Origin of the sequence: Sphingobium sp. CFD-2 (genome assembly GCF_024611135.1) — a bacterium.
Lineage (GTDB): Bacteria > Pseudomonadota > Alphaproteobacteria > Sphingomonadales > Sphingomonadaceae > Sphingobium > Sphingobium fuliginis.
Genome location: NZ_CP084405.1, coordinates 3010325 through 3032140 on the forward strand (window position 1 = coordinate 3010325; position 21816 = coordinate 3032140).

Sequence of the window (21816 nt, forward strand, 5' to 3'; positions counted from 1 at the left end):
TGTGCCCAGATCTTCAACCGCCGACCTCCTACTCAAACGGAATGTTATTTTTCCGAATAAATATCAAAGATTTGCGCGGCACGCATGTTGCACTCAAATTATAGCCTATGGTCGTAGATCCATTTGCGTATCTTCGTGGCGGTTATACGCGCGGCATCCGGATGGGCTGGGTTGATGAGAACGTTCGGTTCCTCGGGGACGATCGTTGACGGGACAAAGAGAAGCGCTGTCCTTTGACTGATCACCCACTCCGTGCCGTAAGCCGTACTCTCGATGCCTGCGGGGTGGGCGTCCCACCCAACTGGAGCAGTACGATGATCGAGACGCTCAGCCCCACCCCAGATGTCGTCGGGGACAACCACCTCGACCAAATACCGGTTGAGCGGAAGTTCGTCAGCGGCGAGGTGGACGACGGTTTCAAGGCAAGCCAGCGATCGGGTGCTGGCAGTATAGACGACCGCGACACCTTCATCGTTCCAGCGTCCTCCACTGAGTTTTGCCCCAGTGCCTGAGAGATCGCTCGCAGAATAGCTTCGCGTATCTGTGCCTATCCGCCAAAGGGATTGGCTCACGCAAAAGCTCCGGTCTGCATCTGCTGAAGGAGCTTTGATACGAGCATCTGCCCTTTCATGGTGTCGAGATATTCCAGGGGCTTCGCACCGCCTAAGGCCGGAACAGGCCGTCGCAGCCAATTGGCGAGCCAGGTACGAGCGTCGAAACCTTCGGGATTGCCGGACTCCTCGACCATCGCTTCGACCTGCCCAAGCAACTCGGCCAAGCCGATGACGCGTTCACTTTCATCGGCACTGAGTACCTGATTTTTCGTCGCCTTCCGATTGATCGTCGCCGTCTTCAGACTCAGGGCATCGAGCATAACCTTCTGGTCGAGGTTGAATCCCCTGATGAGATATTTGGCCGTTCGTGCGGGCACCCCCTTCTTGATGAAGGCGATTTTTTCGGCCGCTCCGGCACGGAAGAGGTCAATTGGCACAAGATTCCCAGTGGGGGCTTCGACCTTCGTCGTGATGGCGGTTCCAGCGCGTGTCATCATTTGCTCCTTTGAGCAAATAAATAGCTCATACTAGCAGCAACTTCAAGGATGAGTGATATGGATGGGCTGGCCAGCAAACACGTCCAGCAAGTCCGGTTGTCTCCTGACTTTCCTGCGACACTTGAAGCGGCGGCCCTCCTTGCGCCTATGAGCTTGCCTTGGCGTAAGCGCATTTTCCGAGCCTCTCCACCACAAGCCTCCCCTTCCCTCCTCGCACTACACTCACTGCCCAACCCCACCCCTCCGCGCTGCGAACACTCAGTGCGGTATGCGACCTGCTCAATCTGGCGCGTTATAGCCGTTGCCTGACCTCGTTTGTCGCCACGATGAGGTTATTCGCCGTCGTTCATTTCGTTATTGTCGTCTCCGGGGTCGACCCCCTCTCCCGAGAAAAATCCGCCCCCGACTAGGCCGAGGCAACTTTCTGCTTGCCGTCTTATCGTCGCGCGCTCGCTGCTTCCTGTTCCGCCTCGACTGCACACCTTGCGTATCGGGGCATTGTGCCTTGCAAACATTCCTCCTGGGTGGGAAATTGCGGCCATGAGTGAGCTAGGTATCGTCGTTTACACACCCCATGACGGGTTTGTGGTCGTGCAGCACGATAGCGGCTTTGCAGTCGTTGAATTGCTGGACGATGAGACCGGCATCGGGTGCGGCGATACCCTCCATGGTCTATCTTGGGAGACACTTGGTACTGACACGCTCTATCGAGGCGATGTTGCTTACGAAGCCGGGTTCTGGAGCTCCTATGATCGGTTGCAGGACGCTCAGGAAAAGGCGCTGCGTTTCGTGTGCAACCTACTTGGGGTCGCCATGACAACGACATCGGCAGAATTGGCGAACTGAACGACGATCCTGGTGCGGAATTATATGATCCGTCCGTTGCTTTCTGTTCGGCCGCGAACGCACGCTTGGTATCAGGCCGAGGGATGGATTTGTGTCTGGGGGACCGTGAGCGCCATCGCTCTCGTTGCGATCCTGCGGTGGTTCGGCATCGACAAGGGCGACTGTCCGGGAAATTTCCCGGACTTTGGCAGCGGCTAGGCGCGTGGGCCTGAGACAAGACGGACGTGCGTAGAGCCTAGCGTTGAGACCGGGACAGGCATGTCTAGCCAAATTCCGATACGGCTAGCCGCAAGCGACCCGGTGCGCTATATTGCCCGCAGGAGAATCGCCATGTCCCGTACCGAACATATCCAGCTCAATGTCCGCTCCGCGTTCGCGCGCGCCCGCGCACAGGAGCTAGCACGCCTGACCGGTATGACCGCGACGCAGGTGGTCGAGGACGCCCTGCGCGGTTATGTTCCGCCAGGCACGGCGGCGAAGGTCGGAAAGCTCGTTAAGCGCGGGCCGATCCTGGTGCGCCCGTCCGGCGGCGCCAGGGTCAGTCTCGAGGAGGCCAACGCCGCGCTCGAGGCCACCCGGGAGCGTGACGATTGAAGGCCGAGGCGCTGCTCGACAGCAATGTGATCATCGCAATGCTGGCCGAAGCCCATGAACACCACAAGCCGTCGCTCGCGCTGGTCGCGGGAGAACCGCGCCGCAGATTTGCCGTGGCGGCCCATAGCTATGCGGAAGCCTACAGCACGCTGACGCGCCGGGGCGAGCGGTCGCCGTTCCGGTTCGCCGCGGAGGAAGCCTGGGCGGCGCTCGAAAGCGTTCGCGCCGTCACGGATCTGGTCGGGCTGACACCCGCGCAATCCTTCGATGCCGTCAGGGGCTTTGCACAAAGTGGCGGGGTTGGTGCGCGGCTTTACGACCTGCTGATCGGTGAGGCTGCGGTGGTCCATGATATTCCGGTCATTGTGACATGGAACGTCGGCCATATGCGCGATCTGTTCCCGGACCTGACGGTCGCGACCCCCAAGGAATTCGGGAGCAGCGCCGACACGAACCATTGAGGATAGCACAGCTATTATCAACGCTTGGGCATGCGTCTATTCAACGTGAGGCAGAGTGATGACGACCAATCAAATTATTGTAAATGCTAACGAAAAGGATGTGCGCGAGGTGCTTGCATCCGCACTCGCTCCCGAAGAATTGTCCATGTTCGACATCAAGGAACAGGAACAACCGCAGGATCCGTTCGAAGCCGATCAGCGCGGCGAAACGATCTCATTCATGACGATCCTTGTCTGGCTTTCTCAAGCCGCCGCCAGCGGCATGGCCTACGACATCATGCGCAAGGCATCCAGCGCTCTCGTGGAACGGTTCGGAAAGGATCGTGTCGTTGTCAGACCGCCTTCTGAAGACTGATCCCTTCGAACCCGGTTCCCGGCATGAGAAGGTTCAAGGCGCTCGCTTTTGGCCGGATACGCTGTTCGTCGACCTGTCGGCGTATCCCGACGAGGTGCAAAGCTACGATCATCACGAGCTGACATTTTGGGACGATTGCGATCTGGGTATCCTGGTCGCCATGGCGGCCAGGATGCACGAGCAGCTGCATTGGTTGCAAACAGCCGGCACAACGTTCGGCCGGTTTCTGGCGACCAATCGCGTCACGACCGGGGATCTCGCGGACGCAATATTGACCACCGCCACTCCCCGAGAATTGGACATGCTCATCGGCGCAAGGCGGCGCTCGATCCCACCTGCCTTGCGTGATAGCACCGGCAGGCTCTCCCACGAGATTGGGTATTCCCCAACGTTACAATCCTTGTTTGATCACTGGTGGTCGACTGTTGCCCTAGAGCATTATCTGGTGGATTCAGGGGCTGAACTGCTCGGCCCTATCGATCCCCGCTTTATGGTTGGTTTGAGCCTTCGTTATGCGGTTGCCGGCAGTAGACCGATTGATGTCTTCAATGCCCCGGATGAAGGGTTCATGGAGACGACCCGAGCCTTTGGCCCGCGTGATTCAAGCCGGGCCTTCAGGACCACTTCGGGATTGACCGTCCGCAATATCGAGGAAACCGCGGCCCTCGTGCTGCAACTCATCACAAAGGCGAGCCTGGCGGAAATGCTGACCGATGAACGGCAGGCCAAATATGCCGAGCGGGCTTCGCTGTGGTCACTCGAGCGCTTCCTCGACGATCGGCAGTCTCTCTACACCAAAGCACTGATGTTCTACGCGAAGCAGGCACCCCTATCCGATCCCCATCGCTTTTTCGAACTACTGCTGTTGCTATGCGACATTTCCCTCAATCCGAGAATTCCGGATGATGGCTCGCCTCTGGGCGCGGAATGGAACGATTTCCATCCTGTATGCCGTTTCGAGCGACTCGTCGCTGCGCTGGAGGGGTTCACGCCTGATGTTCGCAAGATCGACGGGCGTCCTCCGCTGAAATGGTGGGAGGAAGAACGCCATCGGCTCGTCCAACGTGCGGGTATCAGCGATGGTGCTACAGATCGCGCTTTCTGCTCCATACCCCAAACCGCACAAGATGCCCTGGCGGCACCCTCAGACCACATTCGCGCGTTCCTGGCCAAAGCTGGAGTGAACCTTGGCATCCTTCGGGATCACTATCCGTCTGTCGTGGCGAGCCCGATTCACACCCTGCTGCACGACACGGAAGGCATGGTTGCTCTTACCGACACGTTCGAGGGACCGAACTTCGATCCGCCGCTCAACATCCGCAGCTTTGGGGATGGGGAACCTTCACCATCAATCGACACACAGACCTATGTGCATACACTTGTCGCGTTGACATCGCGCCGGGCAACGCACTCTTGGCTTGTTCGGGCCGGACCATTGAATTTTCTTGGCTTGCCGACCGATACAATTGGCTTGAGGGCGCAACAGGTAGCCATTGAGCGATTGTCAGGTCTATATGGTATCGAGGCCTGACAGGACCTGCCCTGCCCCCCCGCCCTCTTTCTCCACGGAAGAAGGCTTCGAGCAAGGAAATTTATCAGGTCTATCGAGCTTAACCCTCCCCCTCCTACCTCGCACTACCCTCGCCGCTCAACCCCGACCCTCCGCGCTGCGGTCACTCAATGATTGAATTTACCCGGTTATTGTCTCGTGGGTCGTGGCGCTTCTCATCTCGTTTCAGATCGCGATGAGATCATTCTCCGTCGTTCACTTCGTTCAATATTTGCCCGTCCAATAAGGCTCGGGCGACGAGAGCCGAACGTTTGTAAACGCCGTAACGCTGCATAGCGACCGATATGAAATATTTGACCGTTGCTCCACCAAGGCCGAGGATCTTTCCGATTTCCCAATCAGTTTTGCCGAGTGCGACCAGTGTCGTGCATTCAGCCTCTCGTCGCGTGAGCTTCGGTCCGGCGACCCGCCGTTTGGGTTGATAAAGGCGTAGAGCCATATTGAACCCATAAGAAGCGATGACATGCAACGCGGCCAATAGGTCGGGTGTCGCCTCGACAACCCGCGAAGCCGCAAAGGTACAGGAGGCGCGTGGTTCTCCCGGAATGTGCAAGGGGATCGTCACACCATGCGAAATGCCATGTAAACGCGCTGCGCCGAACAACGCCAGCTGGGGTTCACGAAGCGGAACAAGTCCAGGTATTTCGTCCCACGTAAAGGGACGGTCCAACAATTCGCTGACCTCATAAACGGGGTCGAGCACATAGTGGTGATTCTCGATATAGGATTTTATGAATTCTGTCGGGTAGTTCGTCACCACCAGCGCGTGCTCGGCCAAACGGGGTAAACTGCCATGCTGGACCAGGGCGACGTGGTCGAAGCCCATTTCTCTAGCAGCGTGGGCCAGGCCTTCGCATAGCGTATCGAAGGAAGTCGCTTTCAGAAGCTGAGAGAGAACGTCGCGCAGGTGAGGTCCAAGAAACACAGGATTCCTCCTTGCTGGAACGAGACTCCGCAATCCTGTCGGTAGCGTCGACCTGGCGACGGTATGGCCCACTCACGGTCAACGCCATCGTGCGTTCTAGGAGTGGACGCGAAGCACGCAGCGGCATGGGCGTGCCTGCGGGCAGGATGGGAGTCACATTTTTGCAATCAAACGATGTCATCATATATCGTTAGACACTTTGAGCTGGTCATTCTGGCAATGGCCGGGCAATTTTTTTTGCTGACGATCTCATCCGTTCTCGCGGATTCGTTCGGGTCGAACCCGATAGTGACAGCAGGTTTCACGGAAAATCACGGAGCTTGATGAACGGGAGAGCGATCGCTCTTGCTGAGCTTTTGTTCCCAAAATCGGCATTGACGCGGATACCGATCAGGATGGCGCCTACCTAGGCTTCGAGGCCGATCCAGGTTCCAACATCAGGCCGACAGCGGCACCGTCGATGCATCGTGCCGCAACGTCCTGAGGCGCTGCACCATTCAAGAATCATCAGCGGCGCAAAACTGCGGAAAGCCGTAATTACTGGCTGCAAGTCTGCGGGATAGGCGTTTCAGGCAGTGTTGCCGAAGGAACAGCATCCATGTCCGATTGCCCCCCCTTCCCAAGCTTGGCCTATTCCGCAGGCCCAGAGAGGCTTGTGGCGATGGGACGAAGCGTCATTGCAACGGAGGCGGAAGCACTCTGGGCATTGGGAAACGAGCTCGATCTATCCTTTGGCCATGCCATCGCGACGCTCCAGCAGACAAAGGGGCGCATCTGTGTCTGCGGCCTGGGCAAATCCGGGCATATTGCGCGAAAGATCGCCTCGACGCTTTCCGCCACCGGCTCCCCGGCTCTGTTCCTTCATGCAAGCGAGGCCGTCCATGGCGATATCGGCACATTGCACGAATCCGATACTCTTCTCATCCTTTCTAATTCGGGCAGCACCCGCGAACTGGGCACGATCCTTCTTCGGGCGGATCATATGAATATTCCGATTGTCGCGATCACCTCGGCGCGAGGTTCGCGGCTGGCTAATGCGGCCGAGACCTGCCTGTTTCTTCCTAACCGTCCCGAGGCATGTCCCCACAACAGTTCTCCGTCAACATCGACAGCGATGATGCTCGCCTTGGGGGATGCTCTCGCGATCACCTTGATGCGAGTGAAAGGAATTACGGCTGAGACGTTGCATTTCCTCCACCCCGGCGGACGCCTGGGTCTCGATCTCGTGACGATCGAGAGTTTCATGCACAGGGGAGAGGAATTGCCACTCGTTCCACTTGGCGCTTCAATGGAGACTGTCGTTGCCACAATGAGCGAAGGTGGCTTTGGCATCGCCGCGGTTGTCGACGACCAAGGCTCGCTTGAGGGCGTGATCACTGATGGCGACCTCAGGCGGCACGCGCATTCATTTCGCGACGGGCTGGCGAGTGAAATAATGACGCGCAACCCGCATGTTCTTTGCGGGGATATGCTCGCTCGCGATGCCCTGGAAATGCTCTCTCGAGCGCGCATCACGTCATTGCTCGTGGTGAATAGCGAAGACGATCGCCGGGTCGTTGGCCTCGTTCACATCCACGATCTGCTGCGTCTCGAAATCGGTTGATATGCGCATTACGATCGTCATTCCGGCGCGATACGAATCCACCCGATTTCCCGGAAAGCCGTTTGCTCGGCTCAAGGGGGCTGGGGGGTCTGAGAGGTCGTTGATTGCTCGTACCGTAGATGCGGCCCTGGCTGTGGGCCCTTCGATCGATGTTGAGAACGGCGGTGCAAAATTAGACCACGGTGGCGGCGGCGAAGTGCTGCTGCGGGCGGCGTAAAAGTCGTCCACTTTGCCTTCTTTGCGCGAGCAGGGAGGGCGTGGAGATATATACCGTGGATCTTTACCTGAAGGTGCGTCTTGCTTGCGCGGGCGGCATGAGCCAGCGTGAGGCGGCGAAGCATTTCAACGTATCGCGCGACACGGTCCGCAAGATGCTGTCGTATTCGGAGCCCCCCGGTTACCGCCGGACGGCGGCGGTGCGGCGGCCCAAGCTGGAAGCGTTCGTTCCGATCATCGATGCATGGCTTGATGGTGACCGTCAGGTTCCGCGCAAGCAGCGTCATACGGCGAAGCGGGTATTTGACCGCCTTCGCGAAGAGCACGGTTTCACCGGCGGCTACACGATCATCAAGGATTACATCCGACAGCGCGAGCAGCGCAGCCGGGAGATGTTCGTGCCGCTGGCGCATGCGCCCGGCCATGCCCAGGCAGATTTTGGTGAGGCCATGGTCGAGATCGGCGGTGTTGTGCAGAAGGCGCATTTCTTCGTGCTCGATCTACCGCACAGCGACGCCTGCTACGTGCGCGCCTATCCCGCTGCCGTTGCCGAGGCATGGATGGACGGCCACGTGCACGCCTTCGCGTTTTTCGGCGCGGTGCCGCTGTCGATCGTCTACGATAACGACCGCTGCCTGGTCTCGAAGATCCTGCCCGACGGCACGAGGCAGCGCGCCCGGCTGTTCAGCGGCTTCCTGTCGCATTACCTGATCCGCGATCGTTACGGCCGTCCCGGCAGGGGGAACGACAAAGGCAGTGTTGAAGGGCTGGTCGGTTATGCTCGCCGCAACTTCATGGTGCCGATCCCCCGGTTCGCGACGTGGGAGGCGTTCAACCTGTGGCTCGAGGAGCAATGCCGCAAGCGTCAGAACGACCGGCTGCGGGGCGAGAGCGAGACGATCGGCGAGAGGCTGAAGCGCGATCTGGCGGCGATGCAGGAACTGCCGGCTGCCCCGTTCGAGGCTTGTGACCAGACCAGCGGCCAGGTCTCGTCGCAGGCGCTGGTGCGTTACCGGACCAATGATTACTCGGTGCCGGTGCGCTTCGGCCATCAGGAGGTATGGATCCGGGGCTATGTCGGCGAGGTGGTGATCGGCTGCCGGGGCGAGGTCATTGCCCGTCATGTGCGCAGCTACGAGCGCGAGGACGTGATCTTCGATCCCATCCATTACCTTCCCCTGATCGAACAGAAGATCAATGCGCTCGATCAGGCAGCGCCCCTGCAAGGCTGGCACCTGCCCGAAGCGTTTGCAACGCTGCGCCGCCTCATGGAAGCTCGTATGGGCAAGCATGGTCGGCGCGAGTATGTGCAGGTGCTGCGTCTGCTGGAGAGCTTCACGCTTGCCGATCTGCATGCGGCCGTAAAGCAGGCTCTCGATATCGGGGCGATCGGCTTTGATGCCGTGAAGCATCTCCTGCTGTGCCGGGTGGAGCGCCGACCACCCCGATTGGACATGGCGATCTATCCCTATCTGCCCAGAGCCAGGGTGGAGACGACATCGGCGCGCTCCTACATGCAGTTGCTCTCGGGCGATGCGAAGGATGCGGCATGAGCAGTCCGTCCCCCGAGCTGTTACTGGCCAGCCACCTCAAGACGCTCAAGCTACCAACCTTCCTGCGCGAGCATGACAAGCTGGCCCGGCGATGCGCGGCCGAGGGCGCAGATCACGTCCGCTACCTTGCCCGGCTTGTCGAACTGGAGCTGATCGACCGGGAACGCCGGATGGTCGAGCGCCGGATCAAGGCTGCGAAGTTCCCGGCCGCCAAGAGCCTCGACAGCTTCGACTTTGCCGCGATCCCCAAGCTCAACAAGATGCAGGTGCTGGAACTGGCACGCTGCGACTGGATCAACCGCCGCGAGAACGTCATAGCCCTTGGTCCCTCGGGAACCGGCAAGACCCATGTGGCGATCGGCCTCGGCCTTGCCGCCTGCCAGAAGGGCCTGACGGTCGGCTTCACCACCGCGTCCGCGCTGGTCAGCGCGATGATGGAGGCACGCGACGAACGCCGCCTTCTGCGCCTCCACAAGCAAATGGCCGGATACAAGCTCCTCATCATCGATGAACTGGGGTTCGTGCCGCTCTCGAAAACCGGCGCGGAACTGCTGTTCGAGCTGATCTCGCAGCGTTACGAGCGCGGCTCGACGCTGATCACCAGCAACTTGCCGTTCGACGAGTGGACCGAAACGTTCGGCTCCGAGCGCCTGACAGGCGCGCTCCTCGACCGGCTTACCCACCACGTCTCCATACTCGAGATGAACGGAGAGAGCTATCGTCTGGCCCAAAGCCAGGCGCGCAAGGCACGCTCCAACCCCTGACAGAAAAGACCATCCGTGTGTTGGCGACCCCCACTCGGGCTACGCCCTCGCGGCGCTCGCCAGCACACGGATCACCCGGCCTGATTTTGCGCCGCCCAATGGCCGACTTTTACTCCGCCGTTGACAGATCGGCCCTCTTAAGACGATACGCGCCTCCTCAGGGTGGGAGAGTTGATTATGCCAATTAAGCAAAGCGACGAGATAGTAAAATTCTAGAACCAATCCTATCGCGCCCATTGTAAGCCCGCAGATCATCCCCCACCAACCGCGCAATGCTGCACGCTTTTGTGCAACCGCAACATAGGGCGCATGGCGTTTCCGGCTTGTCATGGCCTTACGTTCCCCTGCCCTTTGTCACGGCCGAGTAGCTGTGCCGACGCAAGGATGGGCACATTTTATGGTTGCTGCTCCGGCAGTCGCTCGCGCTCGAACGTGATCGTCTGAATCTTGGCGTCGAGCCCTTTGAGGACATCCGCAGTCAAATCGTTGGCGAAATTACCGCCAAGCGTCACGCTCCGGTCGAGGAGAAGTCCGCATTTCTTGTTCGTATACGCCTGGGAGATTACGGGCTGCACCTCAGTCAAAATCCGCTCCATGGCCTTGGCACGGGTTGCTTCAATTTCACGACTGTTGTGAGCAGCCTTGCGCTGAAGCGCCGTCCAACGGGTGGCAAGTGCGTCGCGCTTCTGTTTGGTCTGCGCGTTGTCTGGCTGGCCTTCCAGCGATTTGACCTCTGTTTCCAAAGGCGTTCGTTGCTGGTCGATTTCCGACTGCGCTGTCCTCGCCAGTTCGGCAAGGCGTGTGGTGGCTGCCTTCGCGACAGCTGCGTTCGCAAAGATCGCTTCCCGCGACAACAGGCAAACACCTGGGATTACCGGCCCGCCAAGTCCTGGCGCCGGCGAAGCCGTCTGTGCTGCGAGTGATACGGGAGCCGCACCAGCAGCAAGAATGGCGAGAAAAATGGAAAAGCGTGACATTATCAGTCCTTCTCATGCAATGGAGGTTCATCGCCAACAGTCGGCGGAACCGCCTCTTTTGGTTCTGTAAACCTGCGCGACAACAGCTCTGGAAACAGGTCGATCGAGTTTAGGTGCTGCGTGATAAGTCCCAGCCACCCGCGGGGATGCCACTCCGCCACTGTTGGTCCGTCGAGGGCCATAAAACGCTCAGGGTCGACAACTTTGAAGCCGTCGCGCGCAATATTGCGTCCATCGGGCAGAGCGTATTCGATACGCCGCTCGACGAGCAGATCACGACCTTCGAGCGCTCGCATGAAAGCGATGGTGGCTTCGGCTTCACCGCGAAAAGCCTCGCAGAAGGCCAGTGCGCGCTCCGTGACCATCGTGGGACGGCCATGCTCGAATAGAGGCTGACCGTCTTCTTCGCCGAGGCCGTCACATTCAGAGTCGATGCAGAGAATGTAGCGATCGCTGTCTTCGATACGAAGGAACCCGAATGGATATCGCCGGGCGTAGGCCGGTATGTAAATCCCTTTCGCCCAGTCCCCTGCTTCGAGGAATACATTGCGTCCTTCGATGCCCAGGATTGCGTGCGGGGTAGAATCGGAGCTGGCGAAAACTATGGGATAGTGCCGCGAGGCTCGAGCAAATTCGCTCACCACGATGGGAATCGACGATGTTTCGGCGGTGAAGGAATAGTCGCATTCTTTGAGTCGCAGCGTCGAATGGAGAGCCGCGTCAAGCGGCCGCAGAGACCGGTAGAACAGCGGCAGGGTTGGCGGGGTACTCGTTTCGGATACGGCCATGGCTGGTCTCTCGATTCGCTCTGCGCTGGCAGCGAAAATTCACTGCCCGTTGGTCCCGTTTCTATTGCCGCGATCAATCGCGAACGATTACGGATTCCCGCAATTTTATCGGCGACGCATTTTAGCGACACTCTGCCCTGCACATATGGACGTGCGCATCAAACAGGGTGGGCGGAGCAATTCTGGGCAGTGAGAGCATTGCGGGTTTCGGACGATACCGAAGATGGCGCGGCCCTGGGTTGGGTCGTCGGCCAGTGCTGCGCATGCCCCCCTTCCCTGCTTCCAAGCCCCTCGGACAGCCCCTGTTGCGGAAGTCCGTAGGCTTGATCCCGCCGAATTTGCAGGCGGCTGATATCGAAGAAATCGCCGAGCAAATTACGAGATCGCGCATAGGAGGGCATTTTTGGAAGCTCGCGCGAACACCGCAAATGAGATCGGGTCCATTTGGTGTGTCGGCGCAGGCTTCCGTCGCGTTTGACCCTTGGCCAACGATTGAGGCAAATCCGTCGATTGTAGCGCGCTGTGACGATGAGATCGCATTGCTTGCGGCTGCGGCCGGACGTTCGGTTCTCCGCCCTGGTGACCACCACCTATATTCACGCGCCGATCTCTTGCGCAGGCTCCGCGCTCACCTTGCCGCGTTCGACTATTTCGATCCGTGGAATGGGCAGCCCATATCCATACCGGACTGGATTGATATTCTCGCGGACTGGCGGCGTACTATCGATCGAAATCGCGAAATCTCGGTCGTCTGTGGTATTGCAGCGTGGAAGCGCTCTGCTCTCGCGAAGCATCTCTGGTGCGGCGAGGCTCCGAAATTCTCAAAAAGACCTCCTGAAGGCCCCTCCCCACCCGGAAAGACGGTCGCCGTCTGGCCTTCTCGTGTGTCACGTGCGGATCGCAAGCGGGTCCGTGTACAAGATGGTCAGCTCGTCCAGATCGAAGACGGTTTCATCCGGTCGGCCGGACTTGGAGCGCGACTGGTTCCACCGTGCTCCATCGTGGTCGACTGGTCGGGCATCTACTATGATCCGCGCGAACCAAGCGATCTTGAACGTCTTCTTGCAGACGCCGAGTTCGGCCCGGATCTATGCCGACGGGCCGCAAACCTGATCCGCTTCGTCACGCGGCACGGCATTACAAAATATGGCGGTGAGCGCGGCACTTTGCTCGGCTTGATGGGCGCCAGACGCAAGGTGCTCGTTGCTGGGCAAGTGGCCGATGACCAGAGTGTCCGGCTCGGACATGCGGATGTCGCCGACCCACTCGACCTTTTGCGCCGCGTTCGTGAGATCGAACCAGATGCCTACATCATCTTCAAGCCACATCCCGATGTGGTCGCCGGGTTGAGGCCTGGGGACGTTCCCATGATCGAGGCCGGGCGCTATGTCGATCTGATTCTGCCGGATACGCCCATCGATGCACTGCTTAACGATGTGGACGCAGTTCATGTCCTGACATCACTGACAGGGTTCGAGGCTCTGCTGCGGGGCCGAGAAGTGATCACCCATGGGCAGCCATTTTACGCTGGCTGGGGCCTGACACGCGATCTTGCCGCGCCTATTGCTCGTCGTAACCGGCTGCTCACGCTCGAACAACTCGTTGCCGCGACTCTGATACTCTACCCACGCTACGTCGATCCGGTGACTCGGCTCCCCTGCCCGCCGGAAGTTCTCACGCAACGCCTTTCGGTGGGCATGATGCCCAAGCCCGGCTTCCTTCAGACGCTTCGTTCGATGCAGGGGCAATTCAACCTCGTTCGTCGGCAACGGGCCAAAGCCCTATGATGCCGCGATCCTTTCTCTTCCTGCAGGGTCCGCCTGGTCCCTTCTTCAAGCAACTCGCCACTGGCCTGCGCGCACGTGGGCATCGTTGCCACCGCATCAATTTGAACGGTGGAGACTGGTATGATTGGCGAGGGTCATCCGACAATTTCTGCGGCACGCTCGATAGTTGGCCGGGTTACCTTCACGAGGTGATTGAGCACCATGAGGTGACCGACATCGTCCTGTTTGGCGACTGTCGCCACTATCATCTCAGCGCACGGGTGTGTGCAATCCGCCGAGGAATCCTCGTTCATGTCTTTGAGGAAGGATATATCCGCCCGGACTGGGTTACACTTGAGCGAGACGGTGTGAATGGCAATTCAAATCTGCCACGCGATCCGGAAGCCTATGTCGGCCTGGCAAAGCAGTTGCCGCCTGTTCCCAGTCATAAACCGGTTCCCCCCAATTTTCGGCAACGTGCGACTGAAGCCGTAGCCTATTTCCTCGCCAGCCTGCTGTTGGCGCCGCGCTACCCCAATTATCGGTCGCACCGGCCTTACCCGGTTCTCTCGGAACTGCGCGGCTGGATCGCTCGCATGATGGCGCGGCCAGTAGCCTGTTGGCGGTCGAGAAAGGCTTTAGCCAACCTCGGATCGCACCCCTACTTCCTCGTGCCTCTTCAACTGGACTCCGACCACCAGATCCGCATTCATTCCCCGTTTTCAGGGATGAAGGCTGCACTTGGGTCCATCTTGCAGTCCTTCGCAGCGCACGCACCTGGGGACGTTATTCTTCTCGTGAAAGAGCATCCCCTCGACAATGGCCTTCAGGCTTGGCGTCGGATCGTGGCGGACTTGGCACGGGAACATGGAGTCGCCGATCGGACATTGTTTATTGCTGAGGGCGATCTTTACACGATTGTCGATCAGGCCGCCGGTGTGGTGACCGTGAACAGCACGACTGGAACACTGGCCCTTAGCTCCGGTATACCGGTCATTGTGCTGGGCAAGGCCATCTATGATCTGCCCGGTGTTACCCACCAGCAGTCGCTCGATGACTTTTGGACGGGACCAACAGCCCCCTCCAGGAACGTCTACGATGCCTTTTGCCGTGTCATTGTCGCGCGTTGCCTACTTCATGGCGGTTTCAGCAACGCAAAAGCACGTTCACTGCTGCTTCCCGAAGCGATTGCGCGCCTTGGCGGAGAGCACGAGGCGCATCTGGCCGTCACACCTTGCAAAAAGGTGGCGGCATGAAGATGATCGACGAAACCCTGGATGGCGGTGGCGGGCGCTTTGTCCAAAATATCGGTTTGCGGAAAATCCGCCCCGAACTCGTTCTCGACCTATCACGGCTGATATCCCGTATTCTGCATCCCGCTCCAACGGGCGTGGATCGAGTCGAAATGGCCTATGCGCGCGGACTGCTCGACCGGGCCGGCCACCGAACGGCTTTTGCGGCTGTTCATCCGAGCGGCGTCTATGGCCGGCTTTGCGGCGAAAAGGTCCGCGCGTTCATCGATCACACCGTTCAGCGTTGGGAACGCTATGGCACTCATGAGAATCCGGTCGAGTGCTATCACCAAGCGTTGCGGTGGCTGTGGCACCTGAGGCCAGGGGCGGTTCCAGGCAGAACTGGAAATCGAGTTCTGATTCAGCCCTCGCCCAACCACCTCGATCGCCCACGCCGGATGGCAGCAAAAATCCGGCGTGAGCAGTCCCGCTTCATATGCCTCGTCCATGATGTGATACCCGTCAGTCATCCCGAATATGCGAGGCCAGGTGGTGGCGATTGTCATCAGCGTCGACTGAACACGATTGTAGCCCAAGCAGACGGCGTTCTGGTCAACTCGCAGGCGACGTTTCATGCGTTCATGCAACGTAGCGGCATGGCGTTTGCAGGTAAGCCGGTTCGCGTCGCGCCGCTCGGCGTGGAGCCTGTGCCTCGCGTGCCGGCTCCCATGCCCTCTGCGCGTCCATATTTCGTAATCCTTGGCACGATCGAACCAAGAAAGAACCATCTGCTGCTGCTCTGGATCTGGCGCGACTTATGCGAGCGCCTAGGGCCGGCGGGCGTCCCGCAGCTTCTGATCATTGGGCGTCGCGGCTGGGAAAACGAGAATGTGATCGATATGCTTGATCGCTGTGCGGTCCTGCATGGTGTGGTGCGAGAGCTTGACCGTCTTCCCGACCAGGAACTGCGAGCAATTCTTGCCGGAGCTCAAGCACTCCTGATGCCATCCTTTGCAGAGGGCTTCGGGCTTCCTATCGCAGAGGCGCTAGCTGCCGGCATTCCGGTGATCGCAAGCGATCTTGCCGTTCATCGCGAGACTGGCGGTGACGTTCCGGACTATATCGATCCCCTCGATGGTCCGGCTTGGAAGCAGGCGGTGTTGGCCTATGCTGACCCCGGCCACGCTCGCCGGCGTGCGCAGATTGATCGGATGGCGGCCTGGTCACCGACGCCATGGGACTCCCACATCGATGCTGTCCTGAATCTCGCCGATGAGGTGGTCGCATGCTGAACACAAGACCGACGCGGCGCTTTCGCTCCAGCACGCTGGATGGATTTGACGTGCAGCGTCACGTGATCGGGGCGCTACTCATTCGAGAGCTTCACACACGTTATGGACGTGACAACATTGGCTCAATGTGGATGTTTCTTGAACCGCTTCTGCTCGCCGTAGCAGTCGCGTTTCTACATGCAAATGGCGGAAATGGGCATCCTGGCTCGGACATCCGCATCATTCCCTTCGCACTTACCGGTTACACGGTTTTCATGATCTTCCGCTCGATCGTGACACGGGCGGAATCCGCGCTCGAAGCCAACAGGCCTTTGCTCTTCCATCACATGGTCACAATTTTCGACCTGCTTTTTTCCCGTGCCTTGCTTGAACTGATCGCAACGGCAGGGGCGCTAGCATTGCTGTTCAGTCTCGCCGTCGCGACTGGATTAGCCGAACCGCCGGGACGTCCGCTTCGACTGATGTCAGCCATTGTGCTGCTTGCCTGGTTCGCTTTCGCACTCTCAATGGGTATCGCGACGGGCGTTCATTTCAGCAAAGCGTTCAGCAAGTTCGTCCATCCGGCGACATATATCGCCATGCCTCTTTCAGGCGCTTTCTTTCTTCTGGAGTGGATACCTCAACCGTATCGGACATGGTTGAGTTGGTCACCGCTCAATCAGATTTTCGAGATGGTGCATAGCGGCGTCTTCAAGAGCTACGACAGCCCCTATTTCGATCCGCTCTACATCATTGGCTGGTGCATGGTCCTGACCGTGCTCGGCTTCCTTCTTCTGCGCGTTCTTCGCCGTCACCTCCACTTGAGCTGATGCTTATGAAAAACCAATCATCCCCTGAACCAATCGCGCCATCTCCCAACCAGGAGCAAGAGGATGCGACCGAGGCTCGTGTTCAAAGCTTGAGACCTCTACTACTCTCACCCATTCCGGGAGTTGACGACCGAAGCGAACGCTTCGTCGAGGCTGACGATGAGGATGACTTCGCGAGTAATGAGCCGTCACCGCGGGTTGGCTGGCGATGGTTCTTGCACCCCTTCATACTGGTCGTCGTCCTGCCCACGCTTCTGATTGCGGGCTTCGAGTATCTGATCGCAGCAGATCAATATGAATCCAGCGCGCAGTTCATCGTACGCACACCTCAGCAGAATAATTCCGTGAACAGTCTCGGACAGATGCTGGGTATCGGTGCGGGGAGCGCACCAGCGGATGTGCATAGCGTCGATGCCTATCTTCTATCGCATGAGGCGGTGAGCGCACTCGGCCATGAACGACTGGTCTCGATGTTCCGTCGAGAAAACGCCGATCCGGTCACACGGCTCTGGTATGCTGATCCCCAGCCTGAGACGCTGCTCAAATACTATCGCAGCAAAGTGCACGTCACGACATCATCCGAAACAGGTATCACGCTGCTCTCCGTGCGAGGTTTCGAGCGGAGCGATGCAAAGGCGCTTGCGGATGATTTGCTCAAGCTCGGGGAGCAGCGCGTCAATCTGCTCAATCAGCGAATGTTCGAGGACGGGTTAGCGGCGGCAAGTCGTCAAGTCCAAGAAGCCGAAGCGGCGATCGACAATGCCGACCGTCAGATGACGCAATTCCGCCAGGCCCGCAGGGATGCCGACCCAGAGCGGACCAGCAGTGCCGAAATCCAACTTGCCACGTCGCTTCAGGAGCGTGCAGCCCAAGCCAGGGCGCAGCTCGACGCGATGGCCGCGGTGCTTCCACCGAGCGCGCCGCAATATTCCGCAACGGTGCGAAAGGTCGCAGCACTGGAACGGCAGGTTGCAGCGGTAAAAGGCCGCCTCGCCGGCTCGGAGGGTTCAGTCGCCGCGGGACTAGGTGAGTATGAGCAACTCCAAGTCCGCCAACAACTCGCGGCAAAGCGATTTGAGGCGGCGCAAGCGAGCTTTCAATCGGCGCGGGAGCAGCTGGTCAAGCAGCAGCTCTTCATCATTTCAGTCGTCGAGCCGAATCTGCCGGGCAAGTCCCTCTATCCCGAACGGCTCATGGTCATTGCAACCGCGTTTTTTGGGCTTCTGTTCGCCTACGCGATTGGATGGCTGATCCTCTCCGGTTTCCGCGAACATGCTGAGTAACGAGTATCCTTCATGCTGACGCATCTCCTTAAATATCGAAAATCAGCCGGGGTCGCGGTAACGCCGCGCGTCCATAAAGTGCTGCTTGCAGCCAACAGCGCGAGAGATTCTCGCGATTTTTCCCGAGCCGCGATACTGTTCCGTGAAGCGCTCGATCGGGATCCGTCCCTGGCGCATGTCTGGGTACAATATGGGCACATGCTGCGCGAAACCGACGAACTCGCCACGGCTGAAAGCGCCTACAAGGAAGCGCTCAAACGGGGTTCAACCAGCGATCCCCATCTGCATCTCGGGCACCTCTACAAGGTCCGGGGTCAGTTCAGCAAAGCGGCACAGAGCTACCTTGCCGCAGCTCGTGCTGATCCAACGAATGGCGATGCCCTTGCCGAACTTCACCGGCTCATGGCCTGCGGCATCGAAATCACCCCAGAGGACATCATGGCAATCACCGACAACACGACGGACGAAATCTTCGAAACCGGTGATCCAATCGCGCCCGCCGCCGCCCGGGCACGTTCGGCGATCGACACTCTGGCAACGGTGCTGCGCGAAAACGGGGCCGAGGAGGAAGCTGTCCGTTTCGAGGACACCCGCGAATTGATTGAAAACTTACGGTCACAGGTCGATGTCGTGACCGAAGGCGGGCATGGGAATGACACGGCGGCGGCGATCGTTTTTGACGTTTCTGATCTCATTTCCTATTTCGATAACGCCCGATTGCCGACCGGCATTCAGCGCGTGCAAATCGAGGTGATATCGGCCGCGCTCCGTCAAGAGAGGCGGACGGTAAAGATTTGCGCCTTTCTCGAACATCGTGACGAGTGGGTAGAAATCACACCTGCCATGTTCCAAATGGGATGCCGCCTCAGTCTCATGAGCGGCGATCTCAAGGCACCAGAATGGGTTGCCTTCCTTACGAAGCTGCGCCTGGCGATGACCATTTCAGACGCAATGGCGTTTCCCCGTGGCGCCTTCCTGGTTAACCTCGGCACATCCTGGTGGTTGCAGAACTATTTCCTCTATGTGCGCCAGGCAAAGGCTGCATATGGCATACGATATGTGCCCTTCGTCCACGACCTTATCCCGGTCATGGCAAGCGAGCATTGCACACGCGAGTTGACGCAGGATTTCATCAGTTGGGCGCTTGGCGCATTCGACCATGCCGATTTCTTTCTGGTGAACTCCGAAGCCACGAAACGCGACCTTTTGCGCGTGGCGGCGCTGCTCGAACATGCCGTTGATGAACGAGCTATCATCGTCGTTCGCCTGGATGCCGACTTCCGCAAGCCGGCCACCATACCCTTGCCTGAGCGCGACCTGTCGAAATGGGGATTGGGACGGTCGGAATTCGTTCTGTTTGTATCGACAATAGAATCCCGAAAAAATCATATCGGTGCGTTTGATGCCTGGATCAGTCTTCTGCGCAATCACAGACCGCGGTCAGTTCCCAAGCTCGTATGTGTCGGTAACAAGGGCTGGCTGAACGACACCGTCTATGCGCGTCTCGCGTCACACGAAGGGCTGCGTGATAAAGTCGTCATGTTATCGGGCTTGTCGGATGCCGAGCTCGACCTTCTATACCGTTCTTGCCTCTTCACCCTTTATCCAAGCAACTACGAAGGCTGGGGCCTGCCGGTCACAGAATCCCTGTGCCACGGAAAGGTACCGCTCCTTTCCGATGCTTCCTCTCTTCCGGAGGCAGGTGGGGCCTTCGCCCACTATTTCGAGGCAGGGTCGACCCCTCGCCTTACAAAAGCGCTGGAGCAGCTGATCTTCGACGGCAGCTTTCGGGCTGACAAAGAAGCGGCAATCCGCAAGGACTTCTTGCCCCGGAAATGGGGGGACATTGCCGCGGACATCGCAGGCGCCACCGCTGAACGGGCTATTACCTCGCCCCTAGTGGACAACGGGGGATATTGTGCACCAATCGCAACACTCGGCGCTCATCATCCGATGGTACGCAACTTCGAGACGAGAATCTGGCCGGGCATGCGCTCTGCCGAGATATTCCGATCGGGTTCCGGTTGGTGGGGACCTGACAACTGGGGTTGCTGGACGAAAGCGCAGGGCGGCGCATTGAGCATAGGAGTCCCGGAGAACGTCAACGGCCCTCTCCGCCTCTATCTGAGACTACACGGCTTACCCACTGGCAGTTGCGCGTGGCAAGCCTCGGTGACGGGCGGGACAGTGGAGCATGGCGTCATCGACCCAGGCTCGTTCAAATGGGTATCGTTGACGATCGACGCTCCTCCGCTCGATCGTTGTCTCCATGTCATGGTTGAAGGTGAGGGGACGTTGGATCTCACAACGGTCACTGGCGGGCTGGATCCAAGGATCGTGTCGGTTGGCGTGGCTGGCTTTTTTCTATGCCGTGCGGAAGATGCAGAGGCCCGTTCACAATTTCTGGAAGCCCTCGCGCTCGGTAATCTCGACGAGCTTGCCTTCAATCGTGAGCGGCTTGTCGAAGCGGGTGCGCCGTGCGAGGCGTGACCCGCAAACTGCCGATGGGCAGTGGAGAGGGTTCAGATCGGCAGCATAGCGACGCTCCACAGGACCAAGCCGCGCCTGATCTCAGCCTCGAATCACTGAATGAGGCCGGATTGAAAAGCCTGACCGATGACGAAGACCGTATGCTTCGTCTGGTTAAAATATGGCGTGAAACCGCTGCCGACGGCGCCGGCGAGATTGACCCGACGACGCCTGCGACGCTCGCTGATATATGGAACTGCTATCGGCTTCTCCTGAATAGGGTCCCTGATCCAATCGGCACACCGCATCATCTCGATGCGATCCGGGATGGCATTTCGATCCATCAACTTGTCGAGCGTTTCGTGCTCGGCCATGAGTTTCTGGCCCTTTATCGCCTACCTGACCCACCAGGGCCACTGCAGATGGCCATCAATGGGATCGAACTGCACCTTCCCGCACCGCGGACCATTGCGGATTTCACCATGCGGGCGACAGGCTATCACAAGCCACATCTGGCTGGCGTCATCTCCAGCATCCTGGAGCCAGCAATGTACGTTTTGGACGTTGGTGCCGGCGCAGGCCAGTTTGCCGTTCGTGCTGCACAGAAGGTTGGCCCTTCCGGACGCGTCGTGGCCCTTGAGCCACATCCCGGCTCTTTGCGTTCGCTTCTCGCGAACATTTTGATGCACGCTCCCAACAACGTCGATGCGGTACCGTTTGGCGCGGCCGACGGAGATGGGTTCATCACGCTCATCGACGAGGATGGCGTCGCAACGGCTCGTGATGTTGCGCAAAGCGATCTGACATCCAGCGATGACGCCACGGTTGTATATGCGCGCACGATCGATTCGCTCATTCCCATCGACAAGCGTGTTGATGTTTTCAAGATCGACTTGGACGGGTTCGACAACCGCGCTCTTCAAGGTGCGTCGAAGACGCTGTCCCGGTGGCGACCACATCTTCTGGCCGTCTATGCACCGAAACTGCTCACGAAATATTCGAGCATTGCCGCACCCGACTATCTGCGGGGACTACGCCAGCTCGGATATTCAAACTTCGTTGCGATCCCTGACCATCAACCGCCGATAGGGTGCGGCCAGGACATCGCTATGCTCGCAAGCCTGCCGGACAAGCTTCAGGTCGAGAAGGTCGATTTCTATGCTTGGACCGAATGAAGCATTTTTGGATGGTGCTGGCCATCCGTCGCACCGTGCCGCTCAAGCTCCTCTACTGGCTGGAACTCGATGCAGCACAATATCCCT

The 21816-nt window shown here is 58.8% G+C and carries 21 protein-coding genes; 16 read left to right on the forward strand and 5 right to left on the reverse strand.

Features of this window, described 5'->3' with window-relative positions; translation table 11 throughout:
* Positions 1–98: 98 nt before the first annotated feature.
* Positions 99–572: an RES family NAD+ phosphorylase gene (locus LDB29_RS14915; RefSeq protein ID WP_257554566.1), complete on the reverse strand. Its 474-nt coding sequence runs from the start codon at positions 570–572 to the stop codon at positions 99–101.
* Complete coding sequence (locus tag LDB29_RS14920) at positions 569–1051, reverse strand: antitoxin Xre/MbcA/ParS toxin-binding domain-containing protein (RefSeq protein ID WP_257554567.1); 483 nt, start codon at positions 1049–1051, stop codon at positions 569–571. The genes LDB29_RS14915 and LDB29_RS14920 overlap by 4 nt, the downstream gene beginning before the upstream one ends.
* Before the next feature lie 540 nt (positions 1052–1591).
* Between LDB29_RS14920 and LDB29_RS14925 the strand changes: the two genes are divergently transcribed.
* The 5 genes from LDB29_RS14925 to LDB29_RS14945 all read left to right on the forward strand — a co-directional run bounded on the left by LDB29_RS14925 (position 1592) and on the right by LDB29_RS14945 (position 4838).
* Positions 1592–1897 (forward strand): hypothetical protein, encoded by a 306-nt coding sequence (locus tag LDB29_RS14925; protein WP_257554569.1) that lies wholly within the window; start codon positions 1592–1594, stop codon positions 1895–1897.
* 330 nt (positions 1898–2227) lie between these two features.
* A complete protein-coding gene (locus tag LDB29_RS14930) occupies positions 2228–2491 on the forward strand; it encodes a type II toxin-antitoxin system VapB family antitoxin (protein WP_257554571.1) in 264 nt (87 codons plus the stop codon).
* The gene (locus tag LDB29_RS14935; RefSeq protein ID WP_257554573.1) at positions 2488–2952 is read left to right on the forward strand and encodes a PIN domain-containing protein; all 465 of its coding nucleotides are present in this window, start codon (positions 2488–2490) and stop codon (positions 2950–2952) included. Before LDB29_RS14930 ends, LDB29_RS14935 begins: the two co-directional genes overlap by 4 nt.
* Positions 2953–3010: 58 nt before the next feature.
* A complete protein-coding gene (locus LDB29_RS14940; RefSeq protein WP_257554575.1) occupies positions 3011–3307 on the forward strand; it encodes a hypothetical protein in 297 nt (98 codons plus the stop codon).
* A complete protein-coding gene (locus LDB29_RS14945) occupies positions 3282–4838 on the forward strand; it encodes a hypothetical protein (protein WP_257554577.1) in 1557 nt (518 codons plus the stop codon). Before LDB29_RS14940 ends, LDB29_RS14945 begins: the two co-directional genes overlap by 26 nt.
* 220 nt (positions 4839–5058) lie before the next feature.
* Here the strand turns inward: LDB29_RS14945 and LDB29_RS14950 are convergent, their stop codons facing one another.
* A complete protein-coding gene (locus tag LDB29_RS14950) occupies positions 5059–5802 on the reverse strand; it encodes a LuxR family transcriptional regulator (protein WP_257554578.1) in 744 nt (247 codons plus the stop codon).
* A gap of 661 nt (positions 5803–6463) precedes the next feature.
* Between LDB29_RS14950 and LDB29_RS14955 the strand changes: the two genes are divergently transcribed.
* From LDB29_RS14955 to istB, 4 genes are read left to right on the forward strand one after another with little or no spacing between them, the layout of a single operon-like run.
* Entirely contained in the window at positions 6464–7405 is a 942-nt protein-coding gene (locus LDB29_RS14955; RefSeq protein WP_257554579.1) for an SIS domain-containing protein, read from the forward strand.
* Position 7406: 1 nt separating this feature from the next.
* On the forward strand, positions 7407–7622 hold the full coding sequence (locus LDB29_RS14960) for a cytidylyltransferase domain-containing protein (RefSeq protein ID WP_257554582.1): 216 nt from the start codon (positions 7407–7409) through the stop codon (positions 7620–7622).
* 55 nt (positions 7623–7677) lie between these two features.
* On the forward strand, positions 7678–9174 hold the full coding sequence (gene istA / locus LDB29_RS14965) for an IS21 family transposase (protein ID WP_082430708.1): 1497 nt from the start codon (positions 7678–7680) through the stop codon (positions 9172–9174).
* Positions 9171–9938: an IS21-like element helper ATPase IstB gene (istB, locus tag LDB29_RS14970; protein ID WP_054944222.1), complete on the forward strand. Its 768-nt coding sequence runs from the start codon at positions 9171–9173 to the stop codon at positions 9936–9938. Before istA ends, istB begins: the two co-directional genes overlap by 4 nt.
* A gap of 395 nt (positions 9939–10333) precedes the next feature.
* Here the strand turns inward: istB and LDB29_RS14975 are convergent, their stop codons facing one another.
* Positions 10334–10915 carry an OmpH family outer membrane protein gene (locus LDB29_RS14975; RefSeq protein ID WP_257554584.1) on the reverse strand — a complete coding sequence of 194 codons (582 nt, stop codon included), beginning with the start codon at positions 10913–10915 and terminating at the stop codon, positions 10334–10336.
* A 2-nt stretch (positions 10916–10917) separates the two neighbouring features.
* Complete coding sequence (locus LDB29_RS14980) at positions 10918–11703, reverse strand: SapC family protein (RefSeq protein WP_257554586.1); 786 nt, start codon at positions 11701–11703, stop codon at positions 10918–10920.
* A gap of 323 nt (positions 11704–12026) precedes the next feature.
* Here LDB29_RS14980 and LDB29_RS14985 point away from each other — a divergent pair, with 323 nt between their 5' ends.
* The 7 genes from LDB29_RS14985 (at position 12027) to LDB29_RS15015 (ending at position 21729) form a co-directional block, all read left to right on the forward strand.
* Positions 12027–13490 (forward strand): hypothetical protein, encoded by a 1464-nt coding sequence (locus LDB29_RS14985; RefSeq protein ID WP_257554588.1) that lies wholly within the window; start codon positions 12027–12029, stop codon positions 13488–13490.
* Between the two features lie 206 nt (positions 13491–13696).
* Complete coding sequence (locus LDB29_RS14990; protein WP_257554590.1) at positions 13697–14725, forward strand: capsule biosynthesis protein; 1029 nt, start codon at positions 13697–13699, stop codon at positions 14723–14725.
* On the forward strand, positions 14722–15993 hold the full coding sequence (locus tag LDB29_RS14995) for a glycosyltransferase family 1 protein (protein WP_257554592.1): 1272 nt from the start codon (positions 14722–14724) through the stop codon (positions 15991–15993). Before LDB29_RS14990 ends, LDB29_RS14995 begins: the two co-directional genes overlap by 4 nt.
* Complete coding sequence (locus LDB29_RS15000; RefSeq protein WP_257554595.1) at positions 15987–16802, forward strand: ABC transporter permease; 816 nt, start codon at positions 15987–15989, stop codon at positions 16800–16802. The genes LDB29_RS14995 and LDB29_RS15000 overlap by 7 nt, the downstream gene beginning before the upstream one ends.
* 5 nt (positions 16803–16807) lie before the next feature.
* A complete protein-coding gene (locus LDB29_RS15005; RefSeq protein WP_257554597.1) occupies positions 16808–18085 on the forward strand; it encodes a capsule biosynthesis protein in 1278 nt (425 codons plus the stop codon).
* 12 nt (positions 18086–18097) lie between these two features.
* Positions 18098–20575 carry a glycosyltransferase gene (locus tag LDB29_RS15010; RefSeq protein WP_257554599.1) on the forward strand — a complete coding sequence of 826 codons (2478 nt, stop codon included), beginning with the start codon at positions 18098–18100 and terminating at the stop codon, positions 20573–20575.
* Positions 20572–21729 carry an FkbM family methyltransferase gene (locus LDB29_RS15015; RefSeq protein ID WP_257554600.1) on the forward strand — a complete coding sequence of 386 codons (1158 nt, stop codon included), beginning with the start codon at positions 20572–20574 and terminating at the stop codon, positions 21727–21729. The genes LDB29_RS15010 and LDB29_RS15015 overlap by 4 nt, the downstream gene beginning before the upstream one ends.
* Positions 21730–21816: the final 87 nt, after the last annotated feature.

Coding starts and splice junctions, on each gene's coding strand:
- istB (WP_054944222.1), top strand. CDS start 9,171: ATGAGCAGTCCGTCCCCCGAGCTGTTACTGGCCAGCCACCTCAAGACG.
- LDB29_RS14960 (WP_257554582.1), top strand. CDS start 7,407: ATGCGCATTACGATCGTCATTCCGGCGCGATACGAATCCACCCGATTT.
- LDB29_RS15005 (WP_257554597.1), top strand. CDS start 16,808: ATGAAAAACCAATCATCCCCTGAACCAATCGCGCCATCTCCCAACCAG.
- LDB29_RS14920 (WP_257554567.1), bottom strand. CDS start 1,051: ATGATGACACGCGCTGGAACCGCCATCACGACGAAGGTCGAAGCCCCC.
- LDB29_RS15010 (WP_257554599.1), top strand. CDS start 18,098: ATGCTGACGCATCTCCTTAAATATCGAAAATCAGCCGGGGTCGCGGTA.
- LDB29_RS14995 (WP_257554592.1), top strand. CDS start 14,722: ATGAAGATGATCGACGAAACCCTGGATGGCGGTGGCGGGCGCTTTGTC.
- LDB29_RS14940 (WP_257554575.1), top strand. CDS start 3,011: ATGACGACCAATCAAATTATTGTAAATGCTAACGAAAAGGATGTGCGC.
- LDB29_RS15000 (WP_257554595.1), top strand. CDS start 15,987: ATGCTGAACACAAGACCGACGCGGCGCTTTCGCTCCAGCACGCTGGAT.
- LDB29_RS14975 (WP_257554584.1), bottom strand. CDS start 10,915: ATGTCACGCTTTTCCATTTTTCTCGCCATTCTTGCTGCTGGTGCGGCT.
- LDB29_RS14955 (WP_257554579.1), top strand. CDS start 6,464: ATGGGACGAAGCGTCATTGCAACGGAGGCGGAAGCACTCTGGGCATTG.
- LDB29_RS14925 (WP_257554569.1), top strand. CDS start 1,592: ATGAGTGAGCTAGGTATCGTCGTTTACACACCCCATGACGGGTTTGTG.
- LDB29_RS14980 (WP_257554586.1), bottom strand. CDS start 11,703: ATGGCCGTATCCGAAACGAGTACCCCGCCAACCCTGCCGCTGTTCTAC.
- LDB29_RS14930 (WP_257554571.1), top strand. CDS start 2,228: ATGTCCCGTACCGAACATATCCAGCTCAATGTCCGCTCCGCGTTCGCG.